We start from the raw sequence: 14,228 nt of genomic DNA on the forward strand, positions 1-14,228 counted from the left end.
TATGGGGACTGCCGGAGCCGCGCGCGCCGAGCGGTGTCCGAAGCGTTCGCCGAGCACACCAGCCGGTCGAGTCAGCACACCTTCCACCGACTGGGCACGGCCGTCCTCGATGCCTGCCCCGACGTCATGGAAGTACGGGTCGAAGGGGCGCACTTGACCCGGTCCCTGGTCGGCCTCGGCCCGTTCGGCCTGGAGAACGAAGGCCGGGTCTACACGGCTGCCGACTCGCAGCGCAGCACCGTCTCCATCGTCACCGTCAGCACGGGTGCCATCAAGGCGGGGAAGTTCAAGGGAGCCACCGTCGTCACCGAGGTCACGCTGGTGGCCTCCAGCGTCGGCGCCTGTCTGACACCCAAGGGCCTCACCGCGGCATCCGGTCCCACCACGGTCACCCTCGCCCGGCTCGGAAGGGGTCACGGCCACCGGCCGGAACACGCGGGTTGATCGCCGCAACAGGCCCCCAAGTCCGACGCCGCGCCGCGCCCGCTCGCGGAGGTCATTGCCGCAGCGAGTCGGTGAACCGGGTCTCGTACGCCGCGGCCAGGTCGCGCAGCGCCTGGCCGCAGTCGCCCGCGTAGGACGGGCCGTGCATCAGCCCCAGGGTGGTCGGGTCGAGGTCGGCGAGCCGGCGCATGGTGGGGGCGGTGTCGGCCGTCAGGCACGAGGCGTGGAAGACGTCCTCGGCGGCCAGCGCCGGACTTACGATCTCGGACTCGGTCAGGGCCGGCGCGTCGCCGATGGCGGTGAAGAGGTCGCCGCACAGGAGCGTGCCCGTCGTCTCCTCGTACATCAGCCCGGCGTCCCAGCCGTGCGGCACGTGCGGCGTCTCCAGGCGGCGCACCCGCTTGCCCCCGAGGTCGAGCACCTCGCCGTCGTCGAGCGGGCGCGGCGGACGGTCGGCCAGGTCGTTGACCGACACCAGGCAGCCCATCGCGCCATGCGCGACCGCGGCCCGCGGGGCGGCGGTGAGCCAGTGGTTGAGCGAGCCGCACTCGTCGGCCTCGACATGGCCGAAGGTGATCCAGCGGAGGTTCTCCACCGGCGTCACGCGTGCCACGGCCTCCGAGACGAGCGGGAACAGCGCCCGCAGTCCGCAGTGGAACAGCAGCGGTTCCTCCGCGTCGACGAGGAACTGGTTGAACATGAAGTCCGCGTCGCTGATGTACGTGGACAGCCGATAGATGTCCGGCGCGATCTCGGTGACCGTCGTCTCCATCGAGCATCACCTCTCTTCCGTGGCGCCCAGTCTGCGGGCGGCCCTGCGCCCCGGCGCCGCAGGCGGCGGCCTCGTTCCCTCCAACGGACCACGGCTGTGGGCCCCCCTGCCACACCCGGCTCCTATGCCGAGTGAAATTGCCAAAACGGTCTCATCGGGTTCCGTTTTCGATTACCTTCCGTCGCAGCCGTCCCTGCCGTTGGTGGCCGCCGCGGGGCGGCCGGTGTCCGTACGAACAGCGCCTGTACGAGTAGTCGTCTGTACGAGTGAGAGGTCCGAGTGTCCGGTATCGACGCGTGCTTATCAGAGGCCATGGCGATCCCCGGGGTCCGGGGGGCCAGCCTGGTGGACTGGACCAGCGGTCTGACGCTGGGCGCGGCGGGCGACGGACCGAACCGCGACCATGAGACGGCGTCGGCGGAGGCCGCCGAGCTGGCCCGGCTCGTCTTCGAGAGCAGCGCGTTCGCCCGGGCGGCGGAGGACACCGGCCCCGTCGAGGACCTCATCGTCACCGCGCGCGGCAGCTACCACCTCATCCGCTTCGTGGAGACGGCGTTCGACAGCAGCGTCTTCCTCTATCTCTGGCTCGACCGCGCCGAGGCCAATCTGGCCGTGGCGCGCTTCCGTCTCAAGGATCTGACCGCCGAGCTGGTCCTGTCGTGACGTCCGGTGCCTCGGATGCCGAGGAATCGATTCCGCAGCCGTCGTCCGCCGAGGACACCGCGCTGGTCCGGCTGGCCGACGAGCGGGCCACCGGGGCGCTGCACGGACCGGTCGGCGCGCTGTATCTCGCGGACGGCGCCGTGGTGCACGCGGAGAGCCCGGCCGCGCCGGACGTGGGCCGGCGGCTGACCGCGGGCGGCCGGCTGTCGGCGGAGACCTGGGAGGAGGCCGTCTCCCGGGGCGGCCCGGGCTACCGGGCCGGGGACTTCCTCGTCGAACACGGCCGGCTCAGCCAGGGCGAGCTGGAACTGTGCCACCTCAGCGCCCTGTTCGACGCCGCCTACTTCGTCCTGTGCCCGCTGGAGGCGGACGAGCGCCCTCCCGAGCGGTTCCTGCGCGAGGCCCGGCACTGGCTCGGCCCGGTGCGGCCCGTGCCGGTCGCGGCCGTGCGGCGGGAGGTGCGCCGCCGTCGTGACCTGCTGGAGCGGGCCTGGCCGAGCGCGGAGGTGGACGCCGCGCCGGTCGTGCCCGTACCGGACGCGGCCCGTCGGTGGGAGCGGGGCGCGGACCCGTCCCGCGGCCGGCGGGCGGTGCTGGGGGCGGCCGACGGCACCCGCACACCCGTGCAGATCGCCCGGGCGCTGGGCCGCTCGGCCTTCGCCACCCTCCTGGACGTACGACGGCTGGCCGCCCTGGGGCTGATCCGCGCCCCCGGACCGGCGCCCGCGCCGGCGCCGGGTGCGAGGCCCGCGATCCGTGACGCCCCGGAGATCTCCCTGCTCTTCAGGATCCGTGACGCCTTGGAGGCCCTGTGACCGTGCCCCGCATCCGCCCGTACGCCTGCCGGACCCGCCGATTCCCATGATGAGGCGCGCCCTGAGACAACTCACCGGAAGGAGACAGTCGATGACCGCCATGCCCGAGGTGCTCGCCGAGCTCCAGGGGTTACGGGTGCGCGTCCCGCATCTGACGGGCGCGCTGGTGGCGAGCACGGACGGGCTGGTGATCGCACACCATGTCACCGACATGGAACCCGACGGGGTCGCCGCGCTGACCGCGGCGGCGCTGGGGGTGGGCTCGCGGCTGACCGACGCCGTGGGCCACGGCGGCTTCCGCGAACTGCTCGTCCGCGGCGAGCGGGGGTACGTGGCCACGTACGCGGCCGGGCCGTCCTGCGTGCTGACGCTGCTGGCGACGGGGGACGCCAATGTGGGCCGGCTGAATCTGGAGGCCCGTCGGGCCGGCACCCGCGTCGCCGAGCTCGTCGCCGACGCGCTGGAGCGCCGGCAGCAAGCCTGAGCCCACCGGCCTCGCCACCTCTCATGACCTCATTTCCCTTTACATCATTGCCACTTTGACGACGAAAGCGGGATTCTCATGGCGAACACCGAAGCGGCTCTCCAGGACGCGATGACGGCGATCGAGGGAGCCATCGGGGTGGCGCTCGTCGACTACAGCAGCGGCATGGCGCTCGGGACGCTCGGCGGGACGCAGGCCCTCGACCTGAACGTCGCGGCCGCCGCCAACACCGATGTGGTGCGGGCCAAGCTGCGGGCGATGGAGATGCTCAGCCTCCAGGACAGCATCGAGGACATCCTCATCACGCTCAACACGCAGTACCACCTGATCAGGCTGTTGACCGGCCGGGGCGGCAAGGGCCTGTTCCTCTACCTCGTCCTGGACGGCAAGCGGGCCAACCTGGCGATGGCGCGCCACCAGCTCAAGCGGATAGAGGCCGAGCTGGAGGTCTGACGGGCCGCAGCCGTGCCACCGCGGGCTTCCGCGGCGGCACGGCGGTGACGGGATCGGCGCCGCGTTCGACCCCGCCGGTGCGCCCGGCCGACTCTGGCGGCGCGGAACCGCGGTGGGCGATGATGAATCCATCGCCCGTGGGCATGGCATCCACGCGGTTCGATCGAGTCGGAGGGCCGATGACCCCCATCGCTACCACCGGAGACGCCCAGCCCCTCACCCACATCCTGCCGATCCCCCGCGGACCTCTGTCGGCCGTCGTGGTCACCGCGCTGGCGCGCCGCCCCTCGTCGGAGCCGCTGCCGCTGCCCGACGTGGAGCACGTCGATCCGTACGGCGAGGACCTGACGCTCGCCCTGCACACCTGCTACGAGCTGCACTACCGAGGCTTCGACGGGGTCGATCCGCTGTGGGAGTGGGATCCGGAGCTGCTTCGGCTGCGGGCCGCGATGGAGCGTGTGTTCCTGGCCGCCCTGCGCTCCGACACCGGCGGCGACGACGATGTCACCGCCGCGCTGGACGCGTTGCTGGTCGAGCCGGTGCCCGGGGCCGGGGTCTCGCACTACCTCCGGGACTCCGCCCACTGGGGGCAGGTGCGCGAATACATCGCGCACCGCTCGGTGTACCACCTCAAGGAGGCCGACCCGCACGCCTGGGTCATCCCTCGTCTTCAGGGGCAGGCCAAGGCGTCCCTGGTGGCGGTCGAGTTCGACGAGTTCGGTGGCGGGCGCGCCGAGCGCGCGCACTCCCGGCTGTTCGCCGACCTCATGGTGGGCGCCGGGCTGTCCTCGGAGTACCAGCACTACGTGGACGACGTGCCCGCGCCCGCGATCGCGACGGTGAACCTGATGTCGATGTTCGGGCTGCACCGCAGGCTGCGCGGCGCCATGGTCGGTCACTTCGCGGCCGCCGAGATCACCACCGCCTCCAGTGCGCAGCGGATCGCCCAGGCGCTGGAGCGGCTGGGCGCGGGGCCGGAGTGCACGCTCTTCTTCACCGAACACATCGAGGCCGACGCCGTGCACGAACAGGTGTTGCGTCGCGACGTCGTCGGTGACCTGCTCCGCCGGGAACCCCGGCTCGCCGGTGACGTGGTGTTCGGCATCGCGGCCACCGAGCTGCTGGAGGGCAGGCTGGCCGACCATCTGCTCACCGCCTGGCGCGGCGGCACGACATCGCTGCGTCGCCCTCTGCCGGAGCACTCAGTCGGAGCCTGATCCCTCGGCCCGGTCCTCGGGGTCCTGGCGAACGCGTCGGCGGTGGCTGGTGTCGCAGAACGGCTGCCGTCGGCTGCGCTGGCATACGCACAGAGCGGTCATGAACCGATCGGAGACGACGACCCTGCCGTCGCCGGTCACCACCTCGACCGGTCCTTCGACGAGCAGGGGGCCGCCGGGGACCACGGTGACCCGCCTGCGGTGCCGGTCGGTCGGGCCGACGGCCGGGTCCCGCCGCCGGTCCGGTTCCACGTCACGGTTCGGGGTCGCGCCGGTCACCACGGATCACCACCAGTTCCTCGTGCCGTTGTCCTGCCTCTATGAGGCCCTGTTCCTCCAGCAGCGCGATCCGGTGCCTCATGACCGGGCCGAAGGGCACCGTCTCCCGCACCACCACCGCGGCCTTCAGCCCGCCCTGGTGCAGCAGGTCCACGGTGGTCTCCACGCCGCACACGGCGGAGTGGACGAGCAGCAGCATTCCGCCGCTGGAGAGCATCTCGGGCACCCTGGCGCACAGGGGGTCCAGCACGGCCCGGCCGTCCCGGGCCGCGTCCCAGGCCCTGCTCTTCCCGCTCCGCGGGAGCTCCCGCCGCGCGGAGGGTACGTACGGCGGGTTGGCGAGGATCACGTCGAACTGCCGACGGGCGGGGAAGGTCAGCGCGTCGCGGCGCTCGACCCGTACCGGGAGCCCGCGGACCCGGGCGTTGAACCGGGTCGCCAGCGTGGCACGGCGCGAGATGTCGACAGCCGTGACGTGGGCCGCCCCCACGCCGACCGCGGCGATGGCCAACGCGCCGGTACCGGTGCACATGTCCATCACCCGCGCGCCGGAGGGGATCCCGGAGTCGCGCAGAGCCTGAGCCAGCAACCAGGTGTCCGTCTGAGGCCGGTAGACCCCTGGGGGCCTCAGCAGCCACACAGCGCACCCCGTGAGGTGCGGGACGCGAGCTCGTCCATGTCAGTTCGCATCGGCGGCGTCACCACGGTCGGGCGAGCGCCGGAAGAGGAAGATGCCGTACTGCCACACCTCGTCGATCCACTGCGCGCGCAGGTCCATGCCGCGCGCGCGGACGTCGGCCACGAACCGCTCACGGTCGAACTTGTGGGACAGGCCGACGTTGAGCGAGTCACCGCGCCGTAGCTCCAGCTCGACGCCCAGCTCGCGGAGCGCGACGGAGTGGTCCTCGGTCGCGTAGAGGCGCGCCTCGACGGTGGAGGTGTCGGAGTCGTAGTGTGCCCGCGCCTGGAAGTACCGGGGGTCGAAGTCGCCTTTGAAGCGCCGGTTGAGGTGGTGCAGGTGGTTGAGCCGGAACTGGGTGAAGGCGGACCGGTCGGGCGGGTCGTTGTAACAGGCTTCCAGTACCCGGGCCGGCTTGCGGAGGTCGACCGACACCAGGAAGCCGTCGCCGGGGCGGAGCGTGCCCACGATCTCGGACAGCAGGCCGTCGCGCTCCTCCGGCGTGGTGTTGCCCAGGTTGCTCCCGAGGAAGGCCACCACCACGGGCTCGGGCTCGCTGTCGCGCAGCCAGGCCAGGCCCGCCTGATACCGGCCCCACAGCCCCCGCACCCGCAGGCCGGGCAGTCCGGCGGTCAGACCGTGCCCGCTGCTTTCGAGCATCTCGCGGCTGACGTCGATCGGGAGGTAGGAGGTCGGGCGACGGTCTGCGCAGGCCGCCAGCAGCACGCGGGTCTTCTTCGCGCTCCCGCTGCCCAGTTCCGCGATCCGCTCGCACCCGATCAGGTCGGCGATCTCGCCGGCGTTGTCCTGGAGCAGCCCGTACTCGACCCGGGTGAGGTAGTAACCGGGCAACTCGGTGATCAGCTCGAACAGATCCGATCCGCGCGCGTCGTACCCGAAGTGGGCGGGCACCCGTGGCGGGTTCTCCCGCAGGCCGGCCAGGAGAGCCGACCTGTCGTCCCAGAATGCCTCACCCTCGTCGACGGCCACGATCTCGACCTGGCTCAGCGCCATGACGCCTCTCCTGACTCTCCGGCCCACGCCCCGGGGCGGCGGTCGTGATTGCGCGCCTGTCCTGGTTCCGCGCCCGGCGTGCGTGTATGCCGGTCAAGCGGGCCGCGTCGGCGGATTGTGTTCCGGCCGTCGCGTGGAGCTTGCCACTGCGGCACAGGACGTAAACTCGTCCGCCGCCGTGCCCGGCGATTCCCCCGGGACGCCCCGGTCGTTCTGCAGCAGCCACAGTTCCCGGAACAGCCCTTCGGCCGCGGTGAGTTCGCCGAACGTGCCCTCCTGGATGACGCGGCCGTGGTCGAGGACGAGGATGCGGTCCGCGACGGCGACGTTCGCCAGCCGGTGGGTGACCAGGACGACGGCCCGGTCCCGGGCGGCCTCGCGCAGGCCCGTGAAGATGCGGTGCTCGGCGCGGGCGTCGAGGGCGCTGGTGGGTTCGTCCATGACGAGCAGCCCGGCCTGCCGGTAGAAGGCGCGGGCGATGGCGACGCGCTGCCACTGCCCTCCGGACAGGTCCACCCCGCCGAACCACTCGCGGGCCAGGAGTGTGTCGAGGCCGCTGCGGAGGCCGTCGACGACCTCGTCGGCGCCCGCGTGGGCGGCGGCCCGCATGACGGCGTCGTCACCGCCGTGCTGCGACTGGCCGAGGGTGATGTTCTCCCGGGCGGACAGCGGCCAGTGCGCGAAGTCCTGGGGCACGACGGCGGTCTGCCGCCACAGCGCCTGTGGCTCGAAGTCGCCGATGTCCGCGTCGTCCCAGGTGACGGCGCCCTCGGTGGGGAGGTACAGGCCGGCCAGGAGCTTGCTGAGCGTGGTCTTCCCGGAGCCGTTCTCCCCCACCAGCGCCAGGACTTCACCGCGCCGCACCTGGAGGTTGACCTTCTCCAGGGCGGGGCGGTCGGCCCCGGGGTAGCGGTAGGTCAGCGCCTCGGCCCGGACGGCCAGGGGCGCTTCGGGCGCCTTGGTGCCGCGCCGCATCCGGTGGCCGCCGGCCTCGTCGATGAACTCCGCCCAGTCGTCCAGATACAGGCCGGTGCGGAACAGCCGGCTGCCGTAGCCCACCATGCCGCGCAGGGACGAGCCGACCGTGCGCAGGGCGAAGACCGCCGTGCCGGCCGAGGCGACCGACATGTGGCCCGTGCCGAGGAGCAGGGCCAACGCCGCCCATACGAGCCCGGAGGCGGCCCCTCCGGCGAGCGAGCCGAGCAGTGCGTACCGCGCGCCCTGGTGGACGGCCCGGTCGGTCGCGCTGTCGATGCGGTCGCCGATCGTGCGGTAGCGGCCGAGGAGGAAACCGGCCATCGTGCCGGAGCGCAGCTGGTCGGCGAAGATCTTGTCGGTGGCGTGCCAGCGGAGGTGGCTCAGCACCCGGCGGTCGGCGCTGAGGGCTCGGGAGGTGAGGTAGTGGACGCGCGCGCCCTTCACACTGGCGATGCCCTGCGGGAGCGTGGCCAGCAGGAGCAGGGGCAGCAGCACCGGGTGCAGGAGCGTGACGACGCCGGCGGCGGCGACGAGGGAGGCGAGGCAGGCGATGAGGTCCTGCGATTCGGTGAGCAGGTCCTGGGCGACGTCCGCGCCCCGGTCCGCCGCCTCGCGCTTGTCGTTGAACCCGGGGTGGTCGTAGGCGGCGAGTTCGGCGTTGATCGCCGCTTCGAGCATCTGCATCTCCGCCTCACGGGAGATGCGCGGGGCCAGCCGGCTGGAGATGTTGCTGACGGCGATGCCGAGCAGGGCGCGGATGCCGGCGGCGGAGGCCAGCACCACCAGGGAGGGCAGCGCCTCGGCGAGCCGGTCCTGGATGTGGCCCGAGGTGATCAGGGCCGTGATGGTGCGGGTGGTGGCCAGCAGCCCGAACGCCTCGAAGGCGCCGGAGAGCACCTGGCAGCCGAGCAGCGCGACCACCGCGCGCCGGTCCACCCGCCAGGCCAGGGCCAGAGCCTTGCGTACGAGCTGCGGGAGTCTCCTGCTCATCGACCGCGCCGTCAGCGGGCTCTTGTCGAAGGCGGCCAGGGTGGGAGAGCGGAAGCGTAATTCCTCCGAGGGTGTTCCGGTGGTCTCGGCGGCCAACTTGTCCCTCCCGGTGTTCATGGGCCGGTTCACGGCGTGAGCGGGTTGCACGATGCCGTACGGCTTGGGCGAACCGGGCATGAACAGCGGCAATTCACCCATAAGTGGGGCAACTCTGTGACGCACAGGGCCGGTGGGCATGCTGGGGGGGAATGTCCGGTGCGGGCGGCACCGTCAATAAGTCGTCCGCGAGGCGGCACGGTCAGGAGAGCCGGCCGAGCTCCGTCATGAGGGCCGAGGCCAGGGCCCGGTCGTCGCAGCGTTCGACGCGGACGTCGTCGCAGCCCACCCAGTCGGCGGCCGAGCGCAGCGCCTGGGCCATGGGGCGTACGGCGCCCGGGCCCCGCATCGACACCTGGCGGGCGACGAGGGTGGTTCCCTCGCGGGCGGGGTCCACGCGGCCCGCGAGCCGGCCACCGGTCAGGAGCGGCATGACGAAGTAGCCGTGTATGCGCTTGGCCTTGGGGACGTACGCCTCCAGCCGGTGGGTGAAGCCGAAGACGCGCTCGGTGCGCGGCCGGTCCCAGATCAAGGAGTCGAAGGGCGAGAGCAGTGTGGTGCGGTGCCGGCCCCGGGGCGGGGCGGCGAGGGCGGCCGGGTCGGCCCAGGCGGGTTGTGCCCAGCCCTCGACCTCCACGGGGACCAGCCCGGAGTCCTCGACGACGGCGTCGACCTGCGTGCCCTTGAGGCGGTGGTAGTCGGCGAGGTCCGCGCGGGTCGCCACGCCCATGGCGGCCCCGGCCTGCGCGACGAGGCGGCGCACGCACGCGGTGTCGTCGAGGTCGTCGTGCAGGAGCGGGTCGGGCACGGCGCGCCCGGCGAGGTCGTACACCCGCTTCCAGCCCCGGCGCCGGGCGCACACCACGTCGCCCAGCATCAGCGCGCGTTCGACGGCGACCTTGGAGTCGCTCCAGTCCCACCATTCCCCGCCGTTCTTCGCGCCGCCCAGTTCGGTGGCGGTCAACGGCCCGCGCTCCTTGAGCTGCTGGAGGATGGCGTCGTAGGCGTGTCGCGGCAGATCGTGGAACCACTTCTCGCGCGCCCGGTAGGCCCGGCGGCGATGTACGAAGGCGGACGCGGGGTCTGGTGACGCATCGACGATGCGCCGTCGCTCCCGCGCGATATGACGGACTCCGCGTCCGCCTTCGGTCTGTGGGGCGGGCCTCAGCCCGCCGTGCGCCGTGCCATCAGCAGCGGCAGCACATCGGCCCGGACGCGGGCGGGCGAGCCCAGCACCAGGGACTCCACCGCCGCACGGCGGTAGAAGAGCTGCGCGTCACAGGCGTCGGTCATCCCGCGCGCGCCGTGGACGTGCAGCACGTCCCGGCCGGCGTCCCGGGCCAGGGTGGCGGCCGTCGCCAGGGCCTGGCCGGCGGTCAGCCGGTGGTCCCGGTCGTTGTCGGCCTCCCAGGCGGCCTCCCGGGTGAGCAGGTGCGCCGCGTCGATCCGGGTGGCGAGTCGGGCCAGCAGGAAGGCCAGCGACTGTTGGCGACCGAGGGCGCCGCCGAACTGCCGGCGCTCTTTGAGGTGGTCGACGCCGAGCCGCAGGGCGCCCTTGCTGAGGCCGACGAGATAGGCGGCCTGGAGGGTACGGGCGGACGCGATCAGCTCCTGCCAGGCGCCCTCGGCGTCCCCTGCCAGGTCGAGCCAGCCGGCGACCGGTGTGTCCGTGAGCCGCACCGCGTACAGCTCCCCGCGCCCCAGCTCCTCGTGTCTGCGCAGGTGAACGCTGGGGTGGTCGCGCCGGATCAGGGCGGTACGGTAGGTGCCGCCGGGTGCCCGGCCGGGGACGAGCAGCCAGTCGGCCTCGGCGGCGAAGGCGACGAAGCGGCGCTCGGCACCGACCGTCTCCCCCGCGGCGCCGGTCGTGAGCGGGGCGTCGTACGGGCGCACCCCGCCGTCGCGCACCGCCGCGGCCACGGACGTACCGGCGGCGATCTCCTTGAGGAAACGGTCCCGCTCGGGGCCGGGGGCGCAGCGCAGCAGGGCTTCCGAGGCCAGCACGGTGTCCAGCAGAGGCCCCTGGTAGAGCACCTCGCCAAGACGCTCGGCGAGCACCGCCAGACCGCTCAGGCCGCGCCGGTCGCCGGGGGCGGGCGACTGGTTGAGGCGCAGGGCGCCCATCTCGGTCAGCGCCTGCCAGACCATCGCGCGGATCGCGGCGTTGTCGGGGTCGGCGCCGTGGCGGGGGCGATCGGCCATCCTGCGGATGAGAGGGGCGAGTTCGTCGTCCAGGATCTCGGTGACGTGCCGGCGCAGTTCCTGGTGGCGCGGGGCGAGTGTGACGTCCATGGCGATCTGGGCTCTCTGTTCTCTCTCGACGGCTCGGTGGGGTTTCGACGGCTCAGGCGAGCAGTCCCAGGTCGGCGGAGGCGATGAGGGTGAGCATGACTTCGGAGGTCCCGGAGGCCAGGGTGAGGCCGGGGGCCTCCCGGCAGGCGGCTTCCAGCAGTCCGTGGTCCGTGCTCTCCTCGTCGTCGCCCGCCAGCAGGGCGTCGAGCCCGGCGTACTCGGAAGCGGCGAGCGCGACCTCGCGACCCGTCTCCCCCGCCCAGTACTTGGCCATGGCCGACCGCACCTCGTCGCTCCGGCCGCTGTGGAGGTCGTCCACGCAGCGCCAGGCCAGCAGCCGGGCCGCCCGTACGTCGGCGTCGAGGGCCACCAGCCGGTCCGCCTCGGCGGGGGTGAGGTCCGTCGGGCCGGTGGCGGCGCGGTCGAGGACGGCGTCCAGCCAGCGGCGCGCCTTGGCCTGGAACTCGATGCCGGTGCGCTCCAGCCCGAGCACCTCGCCGATGATCTGCCATCCGTCGTCGACCGTGCCGAGCACGTCCTCGTCGGTGACGCGGATGCCGGAGAGCGTCACCTCGTTGAACCGCTCGTCGCCGATGTTCCACAGCGGCTCCACGCTCACGCCCGGGGTGCGCAGCGGCACCAGGAAGACGGTGATGCCGTGGAACCTGACGTCGGACTCGGTGGTCCTCGCGGCGCAGAGCGCGAAGTCGGCCAGTTGGGTCTTGGCGCTGTAGACCTTCCGGCCGGACAGCCGCCAGCCGTCGCCGTCCCGCTCGGCGCGGGTCCGCAACGCGCCGAGGTCGGAGCCGGCCTCCGGCTCGCTGAAGAGCACGCCGGCCAGGCTCTCGCCGCGCGCGATCGGCGGCAGCAGGCGCTGTTTCTGCCGGTCGGTGCCGTACAGCAGGAGGGCGAGCCCGACGATGTCGATACTGAGGGTGTGCGCGATGTCGGGTACACCGTGGGCGATCAGCTCCTCGGTGAGGATCGCCTTCTCGGCGATGCCTAGGCCGCCCCCGCCGTACTCCTCGGGCCAGTTGGGAGCGAGGAGCCGGCAGGCTCCCAGCTTCCGGTAGACGTCGAGGAGCCCGCCTTCGGTACCGGGGCGGCCGCGGATCGCGGCGGTCTCCGCGCGCACCTCGTCGGTGTCGAGCAGCGCGCGGATCTCGTCCCGGTAGGCCCGCTGCTCAGGCGTCGGCGTGAGCTCCATCGGCACTGCCCTCCTTGTCCTCGTCGCGCGCCCGCTCCATGCCGGCGGCGAGCACCTCGATCAGGGGGTCGGGAGCTCCGAGGAACGCGTAGTGCTCCCCCTGGAGGACGGTCGGGTGGAAGCGGCCGGGCTCGGCGTACTTCTCCCAGCCCCCCATCTGGTCCGGCCGGATCTCCCGGTCCGCGTCCCAGCCGATGGTGTGCACGGCGGTCGGCAGCCGGACCGGCTCGGTGAGGTGATAGGCGCGGTTGGCGTCCACATCGGCCCTCAGCACGCCGAGGCTCATCTCGATCAGGGCCGGGTGCGGCGTGCCGCCCATGGCCCGGGTCAGTTCACCGAGCTCCACGGCCAGCTCGTCGTCCGTCATGCCGAGGAAGCGGCCGAAGGGGCCGTCGTGCGGGGCGACCTGCGAGGAGACGAAGAGGGCGGACGGGGTCGGCAGCCCGTGCTCCTGGAGGTGGAGGGCGGTCGCGAAGCCCGGCAGCGCGCCGCCGCAGTGCCCGAAGAACGCGAACGGCCGGTCCAGATACGGCAGCAGGGCCTCCGCGAGCGTGCCGGCGAGCTGCTCGTACGTACCGTAATGCGGATCGCGCAGGCGGTTCTCGCGGCCGGGCAGCTGGATCAGGCACACCTCGGCCGGCCCGATGCGCTTGGGCCACCGGTTGTACATCGACGCCCCGACACCGGAATACGGGAAGCAGAAGAGCCGGGTGGGCGCGTCTCCCTTGGGCTTGCGCAGCAGCCAGCGCTGCGGGCGCGGCGTAGGAGCCATGCTGGAGGTCACCTCGTGAGAGAAGCGGCGAAGGCGGTGCCGGCCATGCCGGCGGTGAGCGTGGTGCCGTCGGCGGGGTTGATGAGGAGGAAGGAGCCGGTGCGGCGCGAGTGGGCGTAGGGGTCGAGCGCGAGCGGCTCGGCGGTGCGCACGGTGACCTGCCCGATGTCGTTGGCGGTCAGTTCACCCGGCGCCGGGTGCTGGGAGAGGTCGTCCAGGGTCAGCCGGGAGGGGATGTCCTTGACGACGGCCTTGACGGTGCGGGTGGCGTGCTTGAGCAGCACCCGGTCACCGGGCCGCAGGGGCTGGTCGGCGACGTGGCACACCGTGGCGTGGACGTCCTGGGTGGTGGCCGGCGCGGTGGTCGTGGGGGCGATGAGGTCGCCGCGGGAGATGTCCAGGTCGTCCGCGAGGCGGACGGTGACGGACTGCGGCGCCCACGCCTCTTCCACCGCCTCGCCGAGCATGTCGATGGCGCTGATGGTGCTGGTCCGGCCGGACGGCAGCACGGCGATCTCGTCTCCGACGCGGAGGACGCCGGAGGCGATCTGACCCGCGTAGCCCCGGTAGTCCCGGTATTCGGGTGTCTGCGGCCGGATGACGTACTGGACGGGGAAGCGGGCCGCCTCGCCACCCGGGTCGGTGGCGACCGGGACGGTTTCGAGGTGTTCGAGGATGGTGGGGCCGTCGTACCAGTCCATGTGCGCGGAGGGTTCCACGACGTTGTCGCCCGCCAGGGCGCTGATCGGAATGGCCGTGACCTGGGGGGCGCCGAGCGACGCGGCGTAGGCGGTGAACTCCTCGGCGATCGCGGCGAAGACCGGCTCCGCGTAGCCGACCAGGTCCATCTTGTTCACCGCCAGCACCAGATGCGGCACCCGCAGAAGAGCGGCGACGGCGGCATGGCGGCGGGTCTGCTCGACCACACCGTTGCGGGCGTCGACCAGGACCACCGCCAGATGCGCCGTGGAAGCACCCGTGACCATGTTGCGGGTGTACTGCACATGCCCGGGAGTGTCGGCGAGGATGAAGCGGCGGCGGGGGGTGGCGAAGTAGCGGTAGGCGACATCGAT

15 protein-coding genes and 1 pseudogene are annotated in these 14,228 nt (G+C 72.6%); 6 read left to right on the forward strand and 10 right to left on the reverse strand.

The features are described 5' to 3' along the window. Nucleotides 1–33 precede the first annotated feature (33 nt). The gene (locus ACZ303_RS24280) at nucleotides 34–444 is read left to right on the forward strand and encodes a hypothetical protein (RefSeq protein WP_467342291.1); all 411 of its coding nucleotides are present in this window, start codon (nucleotides 34–36) and stop codon (nucleotides 442–444) included. A gap of 52 nt (nucleotides 445–496) precedes the next feature. Here the strand turns inward: ACZ303_RS24280 and ACZ303_RS24285 are convergent, their stop codons facing one another. Then, the gene (locus tag ACZ303_RS24285) at nucleotides 497–1,216 is read right to left on the reverse strand and encodes an oxygen-binding di-iron domain-containing protein (RefSeq protein ID WP_467342293.1); all 720 of its coding nucleotides are present in this window, start codon (nucleotides 1,214–1,216) and stop codon (nucleotides 497–499) included. A 312-nt stretch (nucleotides 1,217–1,528) separates the two neighbouring features. Here ACZ303_RS24285 and ACZ303_RS24290 point away from each other — a divergent pair, with 312 nt between their 5' ends. The 5 genes from ACZ303_RS24290 (at nucleotide 1,529) to ACZ303_RS24310 (ending at nucleotide 4,848) form a co-directional block, all read left to right on the forward strand. Next, nucleotides 1,529–1,879, forward strand: a complete 351-nt coding sequence (locus ACZ303_RS24290; RefSeq protein ID WP_467342294.1) for a roadblock/LC7 domain-containing protein — start codon at nucleotides 1,529–1,531, stop codon at nucleotides 1,877–1,879. Further along, nucleotides 1,876–2,694, forward strand: coding sequence for a transcriptional regulator (locus ACZ303_RS24295; protein ID WP_467342295.1), 819 nt, complete (start codon nucleotides 1,876–1,878; stop codon nucleotides 2,692–2,694). Before ACZ303_RS24290 ends, ACZ303_RS24295 begins: the two co-directional genes overlap by 4 nt. A gap of 91 nt (nucleotides 2,695–2,785) precedes the next feature. Beyond that, nucleotides 2,786–3,178, forward strand: a complete 393-nt coding sequence (locus tag ACZ303_RS24300) for a roadblock/LC7 domain-containing protein (protein WP_467342296.1) — start codon at nucleotides 2,786–2,788, stop codon at nucleotides 3,176–3,178. Between the two features lie 78 nt (nucleotides 3,179–3,256). Next, the gene (locus tag ACZ303_RS24305) at nucleotides 3,257–3,631 is read left to right on the forward strand and encodes a hypothetical protein (protein ID WP_467342298.1); all 375 of its coding nucleotides are present in this window, start codon (nucleotides 3,257–3,259) and stop codon (nucleotides 3,629–3,631) included. A gap of 179 nt (nucleotides 3,632–3,810) precedes the next feature. After that, entirely contained in the window at nucleotides 3,811–4,848 is a 1,038-nt protein-coding gene (locus tag ACZ303_RS24310) for an iron-containing redox enzyme family protein (protein ID WP_467342299.1), read from the forward strand. Here the strand turns inward: ACZ303_RS24310 and ACZ303_RS24315 are convergent. The 9 genes and pseudogenes from ACZ303_RS24315 to ACZ303_RS24355 form a co-directional block, all read right to left on the reverse strand. After that, on the reverse strand, nucleotides 4,834–5,127 hold the full coding sequence (locus ACZ303_RS24315; protein ID WP_467342301.1) for a CDGSH iron-sulfur domain-containing protein: 294 nt from the start codon (nucleotides 5,125–5,127) through the stop codon (nucleotides 4,834–4,836). The genes ACZ303_RS24310 and ACZ303_RS24315 overlap by 15 nt on opposite strands. After that, nucleotides 5,102–5,767 (reverse strand): HemK2/MTQ2 family protein methyltransferase, encoded by a 666-nt coding sequence (locus ACZ303_RS24320; RefSeq protein ID WP_467342302.1) that lies wholly within the window; start codon nucleotides 5,765–5,767, stop codon nucleotides 5,102–5,104. Before ACZ303_RS24320 ends, ACZ303_RS24315 begins: the two co-directional genes overlap by 26 nt. A 39-nt stretch (nucleotides 5,768–5,806) precedes the next feature. Then, on the reverse strand, nucleotides 5,807–6,820 hold the full coding sequence (locus tag ACZ303_RS24325; RefSeq protein WP_467342303.1) for an L-histidine N(alpha)-methyltransferase: 1,014 nt from the start codon (nucleotides 6,818–6,820) through the stop codon (nucleotides 5,807–5,809). A 93-nt stretch (nucleotides 6,821–6,913) separates the two neighbouring features. Further along, nucleotides 6,914–8,905 carry an ABC transporter ATP-binding protein gene (locus tag ACZ303_RS24330; protein WP_467342305.1) on the reverse strand — a complete coding sequence of 664 codons (1,992 nt, stop codon included), beginning with the start codon at nucleotides 8,903–8,905 and terminating at the stop codon, nucleotides 6,914–6,916. Nucleotides 8,906–9,086: 181 nt separating this feature from the next. Next, a pseudogene (locus tag ACZ303_RS24335) lies at nucleotides 9,087–9,953 on the reverse strand (DNA glycosylase AlkZ-like family protein); the annotation flags it as partial. Nucleotides 9,954–10,048: 95 nt separating this feature from the next. Then, a complete protein-coding gene (locus ACZ303_RS24340) occupies nucleotides 10,049–11,176 on the reverse strand; it encodes an acyl-CoA dehydrogenase family protein (RefSeq protein ID WP_467342306.1) in 1,128 nt (375 codons plus the stop codon). Nucleotides 11,177–11,228: 52 nt separating this feature from the next. Next, entirely contained in the window at nucleotides 11,229–12,383 is a 1,155-nt protein-coding gene (locus tag ACZ303_RS24345; RefSeq protein WP_467342308.1) for an acyl-CoA dehydrogenase family protein, read from the reverse strand. Then, nucleotides 12,361–13,155, reverse strand: a complete 795-nt coding sequence (locus tag ACZ303_RS24350; protein WP_467342310.1) for a thioesterase II family protein — start codon at nucleotides 13,153–13,155, stop codon at nucleotides 12,361–12,363. Before ACZ303_RS24350 ends, ACZ303_RS24345 begins: the two co-directional genes overlap by 23 nt. Nucleotides 13,156–13,163: 8 nt before the next feature. Further along, the coding region (locus ACZ303_RS24355) for a sulfate adenylyltransferase subunit 1 (RefSeq protein ID WP_467342312.1) at nucleotides 13,164–14,228 on the reverse strand (1,065 nt) is incomplete at its 5' end.

It is taken from the genome of Streptomyces sp. NPDC023527 (assembly GCF_055560115.1).